15 protein-coding genes and 1 pseudogene are annotated in these 16,565 nt (G+C 69.9%); 13 read left to right on the top strand and 3 right to left on the bottom strand.

Annotated features, from left to right (window positions below; genetic code table 11):
- Positions 1-125 precede the first annotated feature (125 nt).
- The 6 genes from ACFV9O_RS04130 (at position 126) to ACFV9O_RS04155 (ending at position 7,045) form a co-directional block, all read left to right on the top strand.
- The gene (locus ACFV9O_RS04130; RefSeq protein WP_385412022.1) at positions 126-2,012 is read left to right on the top strand and encodes an acetolactate synthase large subunit; all 1,887 of its coding nucleotides are present in this window, start codon (positions 126-128) and stop codon (positions 2,010-2,012) included.
- A gap of 25 nt (positions 2,013-2,037) precedes the next feature.
- A complete protein-coding gene (ilvN, locus tag ACFV9O_RS04135; RefSeq protein WP_385412025.1) occupies positions 2,038-2,562 on the top strand; it encodes an acetolactate synthase small subunit in 525 nt (174 codons plus the stop codon).
- 94 nt (positions 2,563-2,656) lie between these two features.
- Positions 2,657-3,658 carry a ketol-acid reductoisomerase gene (ilvC, locus tag ACFV9O_RS04140; RefSeq protein WP_385412028.1) on the top strand — a complete coding sequence of 334 codons (1,002 nt, stop codon included), beginning with the start codon at positions 2,657-2,659 and terminating at the stop codon, positions 3,656-3,658.
- Between the two features lie 233 nt (positions 3,659-3,891).
- Positions 3,892-5,493 carry a phosphoglycerate dehydrogenase gene (serA, locus tag ACFV9O_RS04145; protein ID WP_385412031.1) on the top strand — a complete coding sequence of 534 codons (1,602 nt, stop codon included), beginning with the start codon at positions 3,892-3,894 and terminating at the stop codon, positions 5,491-5,493.
- A gap of 95 nt (positions 5,494-5,588) precedes the next feature.
- Positions 5,589-6,167, top strand: a complete 579-nt coding sequence (locus tag ACFV9O_RS04150; RefSeq protein ID WP_385412033.1) for a TetR/AcrR family transcriptional regulator — start codon at positions 5,589-5,591, stop codon at positions 6,165-6,167.
- A gap of 362 nt (positions 6,168-6,529) precedes the next feature.
- Positions 6,530-7,045, top strand: a complete 516-nt coding sequence (locus tag ACFV9O_RS04155) for an RDD family protein (RefSeq protein ID WP_385412036.1) — start codon at positions 6,530-6,532, stop codon at positions 7,043-7,045.
- Here ACFV9O_RS04155 and ACFV9O_RS04160 read toward each other — a convergent pair.
- Positions 7,042-8,277 (bottom strand): PucR family transcriptional regulator, encoded by a 1,236-nt coding sequence (locus ACFV9O_RS04160; protein ID WP_385412038.1) that lies wholly within the window; start codon positions 8,275-8,277, stop codon positions 7,042-7,044. The genes ACFV9O_RS04155 and ACFV9O_RS04160 overlap by 4 nt on opposite strands.
- 201 nt (positions 8,278-8,478) lie before the next feature.
- Between ACFV9O_RS04160 and ACFV9O_RS04165 the strand changes: the two genes are divergently transcribed.
- The 5 genes and pseudogenes from ACFV9O_RS04165 (at position 8,479) to ACFV9O_RS04185 (ending at position 12,423) form a co-directional block, all read left to right on the top strand.
- Complete coding sequence (locus ACFV9O_RS04165; protein ID WP_385412041.1) at positions 8,479-9,405, top strand: proline dehydrogenase family protein; 927 nt, start codon at positions 8,479-8,481, stop codon at positions 9,403-9,405.
- A gap of 56 nt (positions 9,406-9,461) precedes the next feature.
- On the top strand, positions 9,462-11,093 hold the full coding sequence (gene pruA, locus ACFV9O_RS04170) for an L-glutamate gamma-semialdehyde dehydrogenase (protein ID WP_385412043.1): 1,632 nt from the start codon (positions 9,462-9,464) through the stop codon (positions 11,091-11,093).
- A 123-nt stretch (positions 11,094-11,216) separates the two neighbouring features.
- Complete coding sequence (locus ACFV9O_RS04175) at positions 11,217-11,453, top strand: hypothetical protein (protein ID WP_385412046.1); 237 nt, start codon at positions 11,217-11,219, stop codon at positions 11,451-11,453.
- Positions 11,454-11,492: 39 nt separating this feature from the next.
- A pseudogene (locus tag ACFV9O_RS04180) lies at positions 11,493-11,711 on the top strand (trypsin-like serine protease); the annotation flags it as partial.
- A 166-nt stretch (positions 11,712-11,877) separates the two neighbouring features.
- Positions 11,878-12,423, top strand: a complete 546-nt coding sequence (locus ACFV9O_RS04185) for a GNAT family N-acetyltransferase (RefSeq protein WP_385412049.1) — start codon at positions 11,878-11,880, stop codon at positions 12,421-12,423.
- A gap of 48 nt (positions 12,424-12,471) precedes the next feature.
- Here the strand turns inward: ACFV9O_RS04185 and ACFV9O_RS04190 are convergent, their stop codons facing one another.
- Positions 12,472-13,500, bottom strand: coding sequence for a zinc-binding dehydrogenase (locus ACFV9O_RS04190; RefSeq protein WP_385412050.1), 1,029 nt, complete (start codon positions 13,498-13,500; stop codon positions 12,472-12,474).
- A gap of 109 nt (positions 13,501-13,609) precedes the next feature.
- On the opposite strand from ACFV9O_RS04190, the gene ACFV9O_RS04195 reads away from it, so the two are divergent.
- Together ACFV9O_RS04195 and ACFV9O_RS04200 are read left to right on the top strand one after the other, a co-directional pair.
- Positions 13,610-14,533, top strand: coding sequence for a LysR family transcriptional regulator (locus tag ACFV9O_RS04195; protein WP_385412480.1), 924 nt, complete (start codon positions 13,610-13,612; stop codon positions 14,531-14,533).
- A 172-nt stretch (positions 14,534-14,705) separates the two neighbouring features.
- Positions 14,706-14,849 carry a hypothetical protein gene (locus ACFV9O_RS04200; RefSeq protein WP_385412052.1) on the top strand — a complete coding sequence of 48 codons (144 nt, stop codon included), beginning with the start codon at positions 14,706-14,708 and terminating at the stop codon, positions 14,847-14,849.
- A 24-nt stretch (positions 14,850-14,873) separates the two neighbouring features.
- Here ACFV9O_RS04200 and ACFV9O_RS04205 read toward each other — a convergent pair whose 3' ends face one another.
- Positions 14,874-16,469, bottom strand: a complete 1,596-nt coding sequence (locus ACFV9O_RS04205; RefSeq protein WP_385412055.1) for a purple acid phosphatase family protein — start codon at positions 16,467-16,469, stop codon at positions 14,874-14,876.
- Positions 16,470-16,565: the final 96 nt, after the last annotated feature.

The raw sequence follows: 16,565 nt of genomic DNA on the forward strand, positions 1-16,565 counted from the left end.
CGCTCCCCTCGCTTGCCTCACGGCACGAGGGGTTTTTTGTTGCACTGGATCTTCCTAAATCCCCGCAAAACCCCGCACGAACCCCAGCTTCGAGACCCGCAAAAACCCTCAGCTTCGAGAAGAGAATGCCGATGACCGAGCAGGCCACCGGGGCCCACCATCCGCAGCCGCGGGCCCGCACCGGCGGACAGACCTCCGCCACCGTTGAGCACGTCACGGGCGCGCAGTCCCTCATCCGCTCTCTCGAGGAAGTCGGGGCCGAGACCGTGTTCGGCATCCCCGGCGGTGCCATCCTCCCGGCGTACGACCCGCTGATGGACTCGACCAAGGTCCGCCACATCCTGGTCCGCCACGAGCAGGGCGCGGGCCACGCCGCCACCGGCTACGCGCAGGCCACCGGCAAGGTGGGCGTGTGCATGGCCACCTCAGGCCCGGGCGCCACCAACCTGGTCACGCCGATCGCCGACGCCCACATGGACTCGGTCCCGCTGGTCGCGATCACCGGCCAGGTGGCCAGCAGGGCCATCGGCACGGACGCCTTCCAGGAGGCGGACATCTGCGGCATCACGATGCCGATCACCAAGCACAACTTCCTGGTCACCAAGGCCGAGGACATCCCGAGGACGATCGCCGAGGCCTTCCACATCGCCTCCACCGGCCGTCCGGGACCGGTCCTCGTCGACATCGCCAAGGACGCCCTGCAGGCGCAGACCACGTTCAGCTGGCCGCCGCAGACCGACCTCCCCGGCTACCGGCCGGTCACCAAGCCGCACGCCAAGCAGATCCGCGAGGCGGCAAGGCTGATCACGCAGGCCAAGCGCCCCGTCCTGTACGTCGGCGGCGGCGTCCTCAAGGCCGGCGCCACCGCCGAGCTGAAGGTCCTCGCGGAGCTCACCAACGTCCCCGTCACCACCACCCTGATGGCGCTGGGCGCCTTCCCCGACAGCCACCCGCTGCACGTGGGAATGCCGGGCATGCACGGTGCGGTCACCGCCGTCACCGCGCTGCAGAAGGCCGACCTGATCGTCGCCCTCGGCGCCCGCTTCGACGACCGCGTCACCGGAAAGCTGGACAGCTTCGCCCCGTACGCCAAGATCGTCCACGCCGACATCGACCCGGCCGAGATCGGCAAGAACCGCGCCGCGGACGTCCCGATCGTCGGTGACGCCCGCGAGGTCATCGCCGACCTGGTCCAGGCCGTCCAGGCCGAGCACAACGAGGGCAACACCGGCGACTACACGGCCTGGTGGAACGATCTCAACCGCTGGCGCGAGACCTACCCGCTCGGCTACGAGACGCCGGAGGACGGCAGCCTCGCCCCGCAGCAGGTCATCCAGCGCATCGGCCAGCTCGCCCCGGAGGGCACGATCTACGCGGCCGGCGTCGGCCAGCACCAGATGTGGGCCGCCCACTTCATCGACTACGAGAAGCCCGCCACCTGGCTGAACTCCGGCGGCGCCGGGACCATGGGCTACGCCGTCCCGGCCGCCATGGGCGCCAAGGCCGGCATGCCGGACCGCACCGTCTGGGCGATCGACGGCGACGGCTGCTTCCAGATGACCAACCAGGAACTGGTCACCTGCGCGCTGAACGACATCCCGATCAAGGTCGCGATCATCAACAACGGGGCGCTGGGCATGGTCCGCCAGTGGCAGACCCTGTTCTACAACGAGCGGTACTCGAGCACCGTCCTGCACGCCGACGACACCGGTCACCACACCGCCGGCTCCCAGGTCGGCGCGAGCCGGGCGCCCCGCAAGGGCACCCGCGTCCCGGACTTCGTCAAGCTGTCCGAGGCCATGGGCTGTGTCGCCCTGCGCTGTGAGGACCCGGCCGATCTGGACAAGGTCATCGCCGAGGCCAACGCGATCAACGACCGCCCCGTCGTGATCGACTTCATCGTCCACGAGGACGCCATGGTGTGGCCGATGGTCGCCGCCGGCACCTCCAACGACGAGGTCATGGCCGCGCGCGGCGTCCGCCCCGACTTCGGCGACAACGAAGACGACTGAGCGAGCAGAGAGAGACACCACGACCATGTCCAAGCACACGCTCTCCGTCCTGGTGGAGAACACCCCGGGCATCCTGGCCAGGATCGCCGCCCTGTTCTCCCGCCGCGGCTTCAACATCGACTCGCTCGCCGTGGGCGTCACCGAGCACCCCGACATCTCCCGCATCACGATCGTGGTCAATGTCGAGGACCTGCCGCTCGAGCAGGTGACCAAGCAGCTCAACAAGCTGGTCAACGTGCTGAAGATCGTCGAGCTGGAGCCCAGCGCCGCGATCCAGCGCGAGCTCGTCCTGGTGAAGGTCCGCGCCGACAACGAGACCCGCTCCCAGATCGTCGAGATCGTCCAGCTCTTCCGCGCCAAGACCGTCGACGTCTCGCCCGAGGCCGTCACCATCGAGGCCACCGGATCGACTGACAAGCTCGACGCCATGCTGAAGATGCTGGAGCAGTTCGGCATCAAGGAGCTGGTCCAGTCCGGCACGATCGCCATAGGGCGTGGCGCGCGGTCCATCACGGACCGCAGCCTCCGGGCCCTCGACCGCAGCGCGTAGCGGCACGCCGCCCGGATACCGAGACCCTCGATCCCCCTCGTCCCTCCCCGCCGTACGGTGGGACGCAACACCAGTACACCCAAGGAGAAACCCAGTGGCCGAGCTGTTCTACGACGACGACGCCGACCTGTCCATCATCCAGGGCCGCAAGGTCGCGGTCATCGGTTACGGCAGCCAGGGCCACGCCCACGCGCTGTCGCTCCGTGACTCCGGTGTGGACGTCCGCGTCGGTCTGCACGAGGGGTCCAAGTCCAAGGCCAAGGCCGAGGAGCAGGGCCTGCGCGTGGTGACGCCGTCGGAGGCCGCCGCCGAGGCCGACGTCATCATGATCCTCATCCCGGACCCGATCCAGGCCCAGGTGTACGAGGAGTCCATCAAGGACAACCTGAAGGACGGCGACGCGCTGTTCTTCGCCCACGGCTTCAACATCCGCTTCGGCTTCATCAAGCCTTCGGCCGGTGTGGACGTCGCCCTGGTCGCCCCGAAGGGCCCGGGCCACCTGGTCCGCCGCCAGTACGAGGAGGGCCGCGGCGTCCCCGCGATCGCCGCTGTCGAGCAGGACGCGACCGGCAACGCCTTCGCCCTGGCCCTCTCCTACGCCAAGGCCATCGGCGGCACCCGTGCCGGTGTCATCAAGACGACCTTCACCGAGGAGACCGAGACCGACCTCTTCGGCGAGCAGGCCGTGCTCTGCGGCGGTGCCTCGGCGCTCGTCAAGGCGGGCTTCGAGACCCTGGTCGAGGCCGGCTACCAGCCGGAGATCGCGTACTTCGAGTGCCTCCACGAGCTGAAGCTGATCGTGGACCTCATGTACGAGGGCGGCCTGGGGAAGATGCGCTGGTCGGTCTCCGAGACCGCCGAGTGGGGCGACTACGTCACGGGCCCGCGCATCATCACGGACCAGACCAAGGCCGAGATGAAGAAGGTCCTCGCCGAGATCCAGGACGGCACGTTCGCCAAGAACTGGATGGACGAGTACCACGGCGGTCTGAAGAAGTACGACGAGTACAAGAAGCAGGACGAGAACCACCTGCTGGAGACCACCGGCAAGGAGCTTCGCAAGCTCATGAGCTGGGTGGACAACGAGGAGGCCTAGGCCTCTGTGCGGCGGGCCTTCCGGGGCCCGCCGCTTTCCGTTGGACAACGAGTCCAACCCCGGACGGGTGATCCTTCCGCCGAGGCGGAAAACCAGCCTTTCCACACCACTAGAGTGGTCAACACATACGCGTCAGGTCAGGCCCACAGCGTCGTGCGTCTTCCACGCGGCTAGCCCCTCCACCGCCAGCGGCCGTCGGGACGGCCGTCCGCATTGGACCAGTGAGGACTCACGTGAGCACTGCGACCCGTAAACCCGTTGTACTCATTGCCGAAGAGCTGTCGCCCGCGACGGTGGACGCGCTCGGTCCGGACTTCGAGATCCGGCACTGCAACGGCGCGGACCGCGCCGAGCTGATTCCTGCCATCGCCGACGTGGACGCGATCCTCGTCCGCTCCGCGACCAAGGTCGACGCCGAGGCCGTCGCCGCCGCCGGCAGGCTCAAGGTCGTCGCCCGTGCCGGTGTCGGTCTGGACAACGTGGACGTCTCCGCCGCCACCAAGGCCGGCGTGATGGTCGTCAACGCCCCGACGTCCAACATCGTGACCGCCGCCGAGCTCGCCTGCGGTCTGATCGTCGCCACCGCGCGCAACATCCCGCAGGCCAACACGGCCCTGAAGAACGGCGAGTGGAAGCGCTCGAAGTACACGGGCGTGGAGCTCAGCGAGAAGACGCTCGGCGTCGTCGGTCTCGGCCGTATCGGTGTGCTGGTCGCCCAGCGGATGTCCGCCTTCGGCATGAAGATCGTCGCGTACGACCCGTATGTACAGCCCGCGCGCGCCGCGCAGATGGGCGTCAAGCTGCTCACCCTCGACGAGCTCCTCGAGGTCTCGGACTTCATCACGGTCCACCTCCCCAAGACCCCCGAGACGCTCGGTCTGATCGGCGACGAGGCGCTGCACAAGGTCAAGCCGACCGTCCGCATCGTCAACGCCGCGCGCGGCGGGATCGTCGACGAGGAGGCGCTGTACTCGGCGCTCAAGGAGGGCCGGGTCGCGGGCGCGGGCCTCGATGTGTACGCGACGGAGCCGTGCACGGACTCCCCGCTGTTCCAGTTCGACCAGGTCGTCTGCACCCCGCACCTCGGTGCGTCCACGGACGAGGCGCAGGAGAAGGCCGGCATCTCGGTCGCCAAGTCGGTGCGCCTCGCGCTCGCCGGTGAGCTGGTGCCGGACGCGGTCAACGTCCAGGGCGGTGTCATCGCCGAGGACGTCCGCCCGGGTCTGCCGCTCGCCGAGAAGCTCGGCCGGATCTTCACCGCGCTGGCGGGCGAGGTCGCGGTGCGTCTCGACGTCGAGGTGTACGGCGAGATCACGCAGCACGACGTCAAGGTGCTCGAACTGTCCGCGCTGAAGGGTGTTTTCGAGGACGTGGTCGACGAGACCGTGTCGTACGTGAACGCCCCGCTGTTCGCGCAGGAGCGTGGCGTCGAGGTCCGCCTCACCACCAGCTCGGAGTCCCCGGACCACCGCAATGTGGTGACCGTGCGCGGCACGCTCTCGGACGGTGAGGAGGTCGCGGTCTCCGGCACGCTGGCCGGCCCCAAGCACCTCCAGAAGATCGTCGCCGTCGGTGACTACGACATCGATCTGGCGCTGGCCGACCACATGGTGGTGGCGCGCTACGAGGACCGTCCGGGTGTCGTCGGCACGGTCGGCCGGATCCTCGGCGAGGCCGGGCTGAACATCGCGGGTATGCAGGTCTCGCGGCAGGAGGAGGGCGGCGAGGCGCTGGTCGTGCTGACCGTCGACGACACCGTGCCGCAGTCCGTGCTGAACGAGATCGCCGAGGAGATCGGCGCGACGTCGGCCCGTTCGGTGAACCTGATCGACTGAACCGGCCGCCCGGTCCTGCCGGGCCTTTGATCTCCGTACCCGGTCGTTAGACGCGCGTCTTACACAAGCGTCTAACGACCGGGTACGCTGCTTTCATGGGACACCGCGAAGATCTGCTCGAAGGCGCCAAGCGCTGCCTGCTGGAGAAGGGCTACGGCCGGACCACCGCGCGCGACATCGTTGCCGCGTCCGGCACCAATCTCGCCTCCATCGGCTACCACTACGGCTCCAAGGACGCCCTGCTCCACCAGGCGTTCCTGGCGCTGACCGAGGAGTGGGGCGAGGCGGTCGGGCCCGCGAGGACCGAGGGTGCGGGCAGTGCGCCGGCCGACCCGTACGACCGCTTCGAGGGCGTCTGGGAGAAGGTCATCGCGGCCTTCGAGGAGAGCCGCAAGGTCTGGAAGCTCCAGCTGGAGGTCGTCACCCGGCTCGATGACGACGAGGTGCTGCGTGAGGCGATCAAGGAGCCGCAGCGGGAGGGCCGGCTCGGCATGGCGGAGGCCTTCCTCGGGATCGACCCGGAGGCCGATCCCGAGAAGGCCCGCGCGGCGGGGCTGCTCGTCCAGGCGCTGGTGGCGGGCGTGATGATCCAGTGGCTGGTCGACCCGGAGACGGCGCCCTCCGCGAAGGACCTCACCGAGGGCCTCAAGGTGATCATGGGGGAGAAGGGCTGACGCTCGGCGCCGCCGGCCGTACGGCGCGCCCACGCCCGCCGCACCGTGCGGGCTCATCGGCCTGGGCGGGCAGCGCGAGGGGTGCTGCGGCCCGGACCGATTGACGGCCAGGGCGCGGCAGTTGACCAGCGGGCCAGACCGGACCGGAAACGGCGGGATTTCTGTGGTGCGCCTTCGCCGCTGAGGCTGGTTATCGCGGGGGGCGATGAGTTCCATGGTCACGAGGCGTACTGCTGTGAATCGGGTCAACAAAGTGATGCCGGAGAGAATCCGAAGAGGCTTCAATCTGCGGTTGGTGTCCGGGGGCTTCCTGCGGAGGCACCGGAATTCACGCGCGATCACGATCGAAAGCAAGTGCCACGATGACGCTCGGCCCACTGTCCTCCGGCCATGACCTCGGCCCTCTCCCCTCGGTGGGGCACGTCTCGGCGACCGGTCCCGGCTCCCCGGGGAGCCTCATGCGCCGCTGCGCCGCTGTGGCCGTCGATCTGCCCATCGCCGTCCTGGTGGTCCTCGTGCCCCTCCTCGGGCTCGACCGGATACTCATCGACCTCGACGTCCCCGACGGCGACGCGCGCACGATCTGGCGCACAGCCGCGGGGCTGTGGGTGCTCGCGTTCGTCCTCCTCTACTCCCCGCTGAGCGTCTCGCGCTGGGGAGGCACCGTGGGCAAGCGCGTGCTGGGCCTGGAGGTGGTGCGCCTCGGTGACGGAGGACGCCTCGGGTACGGCGCGGCGGTGATCCGCCACCTCACCAACCTCGTGGTCACCGGCGTTCCCGTACTCTGCGCCGCCAACGTCTCGATGATCACCCTGAGCCCGAACGGCGGTGGCATCCAGGACAAGGCGGTCCGCAGCGCGGTGGTCCGCAGGGCTTAGGGGCCCGGCTGGAGCCGCGCCGCCTTGAGGGCCATGTGGAGCAGCAGGCGGTCCTCGCCCTCGTCCAGGTCGAGCCCCGTCAGCTGCTCGACGCGCGAGAGGCGGTAGTAGAGCGTCTGCCGATGGATGCCGAGGGTCGAGGCCGCGCGGCCCGCCTGGCCCGCGCAGTCCAGGAACACCTCGGCCGTACGGGCCAGTTCGGCGTGTGCCGGGGCGAGCAGGGGGCCGATCGCGGGGTCGGGGGAGGGGGCCTGCGGGAGCGCGGTCAGCAGCCGGTACGGGCCGATCGAGGCCCAGTCGGCCACCGTGCCGAGGCGTGGCTGGGCGAGGGCAGCGCGGGCTGCGGACGCGGCCTCGCGCCAGGAGGTGTGGAGGTCGCCGATGCCCCGGCGGGGGAGGGCGATGCCCGCGACGGCGTCGCTGCCGGCGGTGCCGCTCAGCCGGTTCGCGGCGGTGACGGCGGGCGCGAGCGCACCGGCGGCCCGCAGCCGCACCAGCGCGGCCAGCGCATGACGGCCGCTGTCGCGAACCAGCTGGGCCGCTCCGGCCCCGTTCGGGCCCGGAGTCAAGGCCGCGGCGGCCGCGGTCGGGGCAGGAGCCGCGGCCACCCACTGGACCGTGCACAGCGCCGACGCCCCCGGGACCGTACGCACCGAAGGCGCGTCCCCCGACGGCCACGGAGCGACGCACACCACCGCGTGCAGACCCTCCGAGGTCGGGCCCAGGGCCGACTGCAGAGCGGCCACCGCCATGTCGTACTGCCAGCCGCGCTCGGCCGTGAGCACGGCGCGGAACTCCCGCGACAGGTCGGTGCCGGCCCGCTCCTCGTCCGCGAGGAACCCGCCGATCCGCTCGGCCACCTCCATGGCCGCGGCCAGCTGGGTGTGCGTGGGGCCCGGCTCCGCGTCGAGGAGCCAGACATAGCCGAGGACGATCCCGCGATGGCGGACCGGCAGGCAGATCCGGTCGCGGAAGACCCCGGCCTCCGGGGCGGCCGGAATCCGCACGGGACCGGTCGCCCGGGCGATGCCGAAGCCCTCGAACCAGGCGCGCACCGCCGGAGTGGACTTCCTGGTCAGGATCGAGCGTGTACGGACCGGATCCATGGCGCTGTCGTCGTCGCTGTCGTGCGCGCCGAAGGAGATCAGTTCGAAGTCCCGGTTCTCGAGGGTCGCCGGGGCGCCGAGCAGCCCCGAGATCTCGTCCACCAGTTCCTGGTAATCGCCCTTCACCCGGACATTCTCGCACCGGTCGGGCGCCTCTTCAGACAGATGTCTGAAGAGCTGGGCCCGGATGCGTGACAGCTGTCGATGGCCGAGCATCGGAGCGATATTTAGGTTTCACGGTGGTTCTCCGTGCCGTACCTGATCTGTAGCGATCTGTTCCGCTTCGACCCGGTCCGGTCCCGTTCGTCTCCCCGTAGGAGGTGCCCCGTGCTGGGTCCCGTGATCCTCGCCGCGTCGCGCAGCGACAAGATGCGCCGTCTTGTGTCGGCCGCCCCCGTGACCAAGCCGGTGGTCAACCGTTTCATTCCCGGTGAGACCGTCGACCAGGTCATCCCGATCGTCGCGGACCTGACCGCCAAGGGCCTCGAGGTCACCCTGGACGTCGTGGGCGAGGACATCACCACCCGCGAGCAGGCTGCCGCCGCACGGGACGCCTATCTCGAGCTGATCGACCGCCTCGAGGACCTCGGCCTGGGCACGAAGGCCGAGATGTCGGTCAAGCTGTCGATGTTCGGCCAGTCCCTGGAGGGCGGCCACGAGCTGGCGCTCGCGAACGTCCGCCCCGTCGTCGAGGCCGCCGCCGCGATCGGCACCACGGTGACCCTGGACGCCGAGGACCACACCACCCTCGACTCGATGTTCGCCATCCACGAGGAGCTCCGTAAGGACTTCCCCCGGACCGGCTGCGTGATCCAGGCGTACCTGTTCCGCACCGAGGACGACGCCCGCCGCCTCGCCGCGAACGGCAGCCGCGTCCGCATCGTCAAGGGCGCGTACAAGGAGCCCGCCTCCGTCGCATACCAGGACAAGGCCGAGATCGACAAGGCGTACGTCCGCATCCTCAAGATCCTGATGGAGGGCGAGGGCTACCCGATGATCGGGTCCCACGACCCGCGACTCATCGCCGTCACACAGGAGCTCGCGCGCCGCGCCGGGCGCAAAATGGACGAGTACGAGTTCCAGATGCTGTACGGCATCCGCAGCGACGAGCACCTCCGGCTGGCGGCCGAGGGCCACCGGATGCGCGTCTACACGGCGTACGGCACCGACTGGTACGGCTACTTCATGCGCCGCCTCGCCGAGAAGCCGGCCAACCTGCTCTTCTTCGTCCGGTCGATGATCACCAAGAACTGACCCCAGGGCCCCAGGACTGAGCCCTCCCACCCCTCTCAAAAGGAGTTACGGAACTCATGGACGCTGTGACCCAGGTCCCCACCCCCGTCAACGAGCCCGTGCACGGCTACGCCCCCGGAACCGCCGAGCGCGCGCGTCTGGAGACCAAGCTCAAGGAGCTGGCCGAGAACCCCATCGACCTCCCGATGACCATCGGCGGCGAGAAGCGCTTGGGCGGCGGCGAGGAGTTCAAGGTCGTCCAGCCGCACAACCACCAGGCCGTCATCGGCACCTTCCGCGGCGCCACCCAGCAGGACGCGCAGGACGCGATCGACGCCGCCCTCGCGGCCGCCCCGGCGTGGCGCGCGATGTCGTTCGACGACCGCGCCGCGATCATCCTGCGCGCCGCCGAGCTGCTGGCCGGCCCCTGGCGCGAGACGCTGGCCGCCTCCACCATGCTGGGCCAGTCGAAGACCGCGCAGCAGGCCGAGATCGACACCCCGTGCGAGCTCGTCGACTTCTGGCGCTTCAACGTCGCCTACGCCCGTCAGATCCTGGCCGAGCAGCCGCCGGCCAACTCCCCGGGTGTGTGGAACCGCCTCGACCACCGCCCGCTGGAGGGCTTCGTCTACGCGATCACGCCGTTCAACTTCACGGCCATCGCGGGCAACCTGCCCACCGCCCCGGCGCTGATGGGCAACGTGGTGGTCTGGAAGCCGTCCCCGACCCAGACCCACGCCGCCGTGCTGCTCATGGAGCTGCTGGAGGAGGCCGGGCTGCCCAAGGGCGTCATCAACCTGGTCACGGGTGACGGCATTGCCGTCTCCGAGGTCGCGCTGAACCACCCCGACCTGGCCGGTATCCACTTCACCGGCTCGACCAAGACCTTCCAGCACCTGTGGAAGACGGTCGGCAACAACATCGAGAAGTACCGCTCCTACCCGCGCATCGTCGGAGAGACGGGCGGCAAGGACTTCGTGGTCGCCCACCCGAGCGCCGACCGCGCCGTCCTGAAGACCGCCCTGACGCGCGGCTCCTTCGAGTTCCAGGGCCAGAAGTGCTCCGCGTCCTCCCGCGCGTACGTCCCGGCCTCCATCTGGAACTCGGGCTTCAAGGAGGAGTTCGCGGCCGAGGTCGACGGCATCAAGATGGGTGACGTCACCGATCTGACGAATTTCATCGGCGCCGTCATCGACGAGCGTGCCTTCGCCAAGAACAAGGCCGCGATCGACCGTGCGAAGGAGGACACGAGCTGCACGATCGTCGCCGGCGGTACGTACGACGACTCGGTCGGCTACTTCGTCCGCCCGACGGTCATCGAGTGCGACGACCCGGAGAACGAGGTATTCACGACCGAGTACTTCGGCCCGATCCTCGCGGTGCACGTGTACGAGGACGACCAGTACGAGGCCATGCTGGAGCAGATGGAGTCGGTGTCGGCGTACGCGCTGACCGGCTCGGTCATCTCCGGTGACCGTGCCGCGACCGCGTACACGATGGAGAAGCTGCGGTACGCCGCGGGCAACTTCTACATCAACGACAAGTCGACCGGCGCCGTCGTCGGCCAGCAGCCCTTCGGCGGCGGCCGCGCGTCCGGCACGAACGACAAGGCGGGCGCGCCGCAGAACCTGATGCGCTGGACGCTGACCCGCGCGATCAAGGAGACCCTGGTCCCGCCGACCGACTACGGCTACCCGCACATGGGCTGAGCCTTAGCGGCACCCCGTGAACTCCGCCCCCCGCCGGTCCCCCCAGACCGGCCGGGGGCGGCTCACATTCGGCGGGCTTACGCTGCTGGGAGGGGGTTCGGCGAGGCGGTCAGGAGGAACGACATGCCAGGTTCCACGACTCTCGGCGCCGGCCACGGGGTCGACGCGATCGAACATCTCGATGCCCAGCGGCTGGCCTCCGTGATGAGGGAGATGCACCGTCTGCTGACCATGACCGGTCCGAACAGAATCACGGATCCGCAGGTCGCGGCGTTGTGCGGGGGTGCGTCGCACCATCGGGACGAGTTCACGGACTGGGTGGGACGGGTCGCCCGTGAGCTGGAGAAAGCCACGTCCTGAGGGCGTGGGCGTGAGGTGCCCCGGCCGGAACGGCCGGCCGCCGTCAATGTCACCGTCAACTACAGCGACGGTCCGGTCCACGGCATGGTCCGTACGACCGCCTGCTCCGCCGGAGGTGACAGCGGCGGCGCCCACTTCGCCGGCTCGGTCGCCCTCGGCGTCCATTCCGGCAGCTCCGGCTGCACGGGGACGAACGGCTCCGCGATCCACCAGCCGGTGCGCGAGGCGCTCGCGGTGTACGGCGTCAACGTGTACTGACGCGAGGACCGGCGGCGTCCATGCCCGCCCTCGGGGTCAGGAAGCCGTCGAGTGTCGATCACTGAGGCCGGGGCGGAACGCCTCCGCCCCGGCCGTTCAACCGGTCGACCGGATATCGAAGGTCAATCCTCGCGGGCCGGTTCCGTCATGCGCGAGAGTGGCGCCCATGACCGAGTCCCTGAGCACCGCGCACACGTACCAGCTGCCGAAGGCCGCGCTCGACGAGATGCGGGCCATGCTCGACGCCGCCTTCGAAGGCGACTTCACCGACGAGGACTGGACACACGGGCTCGGCGGCATCCACGCCTTCGTCCGCGACCGGGACGGAATCGCCGCCCACGGCAGCGTGATCATGCGACGCGTGCTGCACGCCGGCCGCTCCTACCGCGTCGGCTACGTCGAGGCGGTCGGCGTCCGCCCCGACCGCCGCCGCCAGGGCCTGGGCGGCCGGGTGTTGGCCGCGCTGGAAACGGTGATCGACGGGGCGTACGACCTCGGCGCCCTGTCCGCATCGGACGACGGTGCCGCCCTGTACGCCGCGCGCGGCTGGCAGCTGTGGCGCGGCCGGATCGAGGCACTCGGCCCCGACGGCGTGGTTCACCTCCCGGACGAGGAGGACTCCGCCTTCCTCCGACCGGCCGGCGGCTCCCCCCTCCCGGACCCGGCCGCGGGCGGGCTGCTCTTCGACTGGCGCGACGGCGACGTGCTCTGACCGCAAGGGCTTCCGGCGGGGCCGGCGGTGTCCTGGGGTGTCCCTGACTCAGGTCACGGACACCCCCTGGCCGGCCCGGGCCACCAGCATCTTCCCCACGTTCTCCCCGCGCAGCATCCCCAGGAACGCCTCGACGATCCGCTCGAAGCCCTCCACCACCGTCACGTCCTGCCCGATCCGCCCGCTCCGCAGATGCGGTACGAGGAAGTCCTCGAACTCGTCCTGAAGGTCTGTGTGGTGACGCACCAGCACCCCCTCCAGGCGCAGGCTCTTGTGGTTGATCTCGAAGAGATTGCGTGGCGCGGCCGGCGGCTCGTTGCTGTTGTACTGGGCCACGGCCCCCACCCACGCGATCCGCCCGAAGCCGCGGAGCGATGCGATCGCGCCCTCCAGATGGTCCCCGCCCACGTTGTCGACGTACGCGTCGATGCCGTCGGGCGCTGCCTTCGCCAGCAGCTCCTCGACCGGACCGTCGTGGTAGTCGAAGGCCGCGTCGTAGCCGACCCGTTCGGTCAGGTACGCGACTTTCGCGGCGGAGCCCGCACTGCCGACGATGCGGCCCGCCCCGAGCAGCCGGGCGATGCGTCCCGCCGCCGTGCCCACGCCGCCCGCGGCCGAGGAGACGAAGAGGTCCTCGCCCGGTGCGAGCCGCAGCGTGCGGGTGAGGGCCACGTAGGCGGTGAGACCGGTGCCGCCGAGGATGCTCAAGTGGGCCGAGAGCGGGACGCCTTCGTACGTACGGATCTTCCGCGTTCCGTGCTCACCGGGTGTCACCAGCGCATGCGTTCGCCAGCCGTGGCGGTGGAAGACGAGGTCGCCCTCCTTCAGCGTGGGGTCGCGCGAGTCGACGACGCGGCCGATGGAGCGGCCCTCCATGGGGGAGTTGAGGGTCCACAGCTCGTCGCTGTCCATCGCCCCGCGGTGGTAGGGGTCCACGGACCAGAGCAGGTTCTCGACCAGGGCGGTGCCGGGGCGGGGCTCGGGTACGGGGCCCTCGACGAAGGCGAACTGGTCGGCGGCCGGGAAGCCGTCGGGGCGGGCGGTCTGCTGCACGGTGAGCGAGGTCTGCGTCGTCATGCGCAGGAACGTACGGAGGAATGCGCCGGCCGGGCAGAGGGTTTCGCCCATGGAACGCAGTTGTCCATGAACAGCCCTCATACCACGAGGTGAGAGCCCCATGCCCGCGATGCCGGACCTCGAGATCGGCGAACTCCGCATCCTCGTCGCAGTCGAGCGCGAGTGCGGCTTCTCCGCCGCTGCCGCCGCCCTCGGCATGACCCAGTCCGCCGTCTCGCACTCGGTGCGGGGCAGTGAACGCAAGCTCGGGGCCGTCCTCTTCGACCGGGGCCGCAAGGGTGCCACTCCCACCGCCGCCGGCACCCGGGCCGTCGCCCACGCCCGGCGCGTGCTGCGGCTGCTCGAGGTGATGCGGGCCGAGGTGCGGGGCGCGGCGACGGACTCGGCCGCGGTCACGGCCGCGGGTCCGCTGCGGATCGCGGCATTCCGCAGTGCGGCGCTGCATCTGCTGCCGGCCGCCCTGGAGCGGCTCGCCGCGCGGCACCCGGAGATCGTGCCGGAGGTGCGGATCGTCAGGGAAGTGGGGCGCGGCTCCGCCGGCGAGGTGCTGGACGGGCGGGCGGATCTGGCCGTCGCGACGATCGGTACGTCCTCGCCCGTACCGCCCGAGCTGGTCGGGGGCGTGCTCGTGGAGGAGGCGTACGCGCTGGTGCACCCGGCGGGGCACGCGGCTCCGCGCTCGCTGCCGCTGGTCGACTGGACGGAGAACTGCACCTCGTACACCCGTGACTGGTGGCAGCGGCAGGAGTGGCTGCCGCCGGCCACGGTCCGCACCGAGGACGACGGAGCGGTGCTCTCGCTCGTGAGCAGTGGCTTCGGCATGGCCGTCATGCCGCAGCTGTCCCTGATCGGAGCACCGGACACCGTCGAGATCACCGATCTCGGACCGGAGCGCCCGACGCGTTCCGTCGGGTACGTCACCACGCCCGAGCTGGCCGGGACGGTCGCCGTACGCGCGCTGATCCGCGAGCTCAGAGCGCTCTCACCAGCGGTTCTTCAAGATCGCGTCTCAGATAGTAGGAAGTCCGACTAATTGTGGAGACAGAGCGGCCCGACTCCCTTAACTTTGTAGAAGCCGAACGTCTCGCTCGATCCAGCGAATGGCGGTCGTGAGCCGGTGCCCCATGCAGGCAACCCCTGCGGCCCGCTGCTCCCCGCCCCTTCCGGCGCCTTCGATCGTTTGTGATCTCAAGGAGTCGATCACCATGTCCGAGACGACCCTCCGCCGCCGCGTCCGCCACACGCCCCGCACGAGCGAGTCCGACCGCAAGAGCACGGCCGCGAACGCCGCCGCTGCCCTGCAGCGAGCCCTCGACCGCAGGGACAACGGCGGCGAAACCGGCCACTGACCGAGCCGGCCGCGGCCGAACCGGTCACTGACCGCGCCTGACCTCGAAGTAGTCGATGCGCTCGCCGCTCTCGGCGAGCGCGGAGACCTTCAGCTTCGCGCTCGCACCCGTCTCCGCCTCCACCGCGAGGAAGGAGAAGCCGGTGTACCGGACGCGCGACCACTCGACCGTGTCCGGGTCGGGCAGCCGCAGCTTCGTCCAGTGGAACGTCACGATGTGGTCGTGATCATGGACGTTGCCCTCGTAGCTGTCCTTCACCCCGAGCCCGAAGCCGTACAGATCCGCACCGGCGCCGCCCGCCGTGACGTACACGATGCCGTCCCGCGTCGGGTCGGTCGTCGCCCCGATGGGCACGGGCCTGCCGACCTCGCCGCCCTTGATGGCGTCCGTGCGCTCGTAGACGTGGTTGTGGCCATTGATCACCAGGTCCACCTGGTGCTTGGTGAAGAGCGGCAGCCACGTGTCCCGCGGACCGCCGTCCGAGGCGTGCGTGGACGTGGAGTACATGCAGTGGTGGAAGAAGACAACCACGAAGTCGATCTCCGGGCGGGCGCGCAGCTCGCCCAGCCGCTTGTCCAGCCATGCCGTCTGCCCGCCGCCCGTGTAGCCCTTGTTGGCGGGTATCTCGTACGAGACGTCGTTCGCGTCCAGCGCGACGACACCCACGTTGCCGTACACGAACGAGTAGACCCCCGGGGCGTTCCTGGCATCCGGGCCGTTCGCGGGCAGCGACCAGCGTGCCGACTGGCCGCCGTAGCCGTTCGGCGAGTACCAGGCCTCCATGTCGTGGTTGCCGGTGGTGACCATCCACGGCACGCGTGAGGCGACGCTCTCCGTCTGCGCCAGGAACTGGTCCCACACCCGCGCGTCGTACGTGTCGGACTCCTTGCCCTGCCCGCTGCTGTCGGCGTAGCAGATGTCGCCCGCGTGCAGATGGAAGGCAGGGTTCTGACCGAGGATCAACTGGTCGTTGGCGAGGGCGTCATAGCTCACGCCCTGGTCGCCGAAGGCCGTGAAGACAAACTTCTCGGGCGCTGCCGGGGCCGTACGGAACGAGCCGATCGTCGACATCCGGGAGGCGTCCGCCGGGTCGAAGCCGTCGTGGCCGACGCCGTAGTAGTACGTCGTGCCCGGCTTCAGCCCGTCGAGGCCCACGTGCAGGTAGTACTGGTCGACCGCGGGCAGCTTGCTGGAGAGCGAGGGCGTGTGCAGGGGACGCACCTCGGCCTCGATCTTCAGGCCCAGGTCCCACGGCTTCAGCCCGACCCGCAGATACGGACGCTGCACGGCGAACGGCACCTGCCAGGAGATCCGCATCTGGGTCATGGGGTCGGCGCCGAAGGCCAGATGGCGGCCGAACGGGGCGACGAGCGAGCCGTCGACCTGCGCCGTGGCGGGCGTCGCCACCAGCGTGGGGGAGGCCTCGGCGGCAGACGCCCGGCCGGCCAGCAGTCCGCCGCCGGCGGCCACCAGGCCGCCCGCGAGACCGCCGGTCAGCGCGCCACGGCGGGAGACCCTGGGGCGGGCGTGCCGGGCACGCAGATACTCGTGCTGTTCGGGCATGCTCATGCCGCGGGCGCTCTGGTCGGGAATCCCGAACCGTGGGGTGTCATCGGTCATGCGGGGTAACTTGCCAGTAACTTACGACCCTTCGCCAGACTCCGGATGAACGGAATTCAACGAAACCGAGGGTGTCCCCGGGAGTGGGGGGCGGCC

The organism is Streptomyces sp. NPDC059909 (genome assembly GCF_042730885.1).
Classification (GTDB): Bacteria; Actinomycetota; Actinomycetes; order Streptomycetales; family Streptomycetaceae; genus Streptomyces.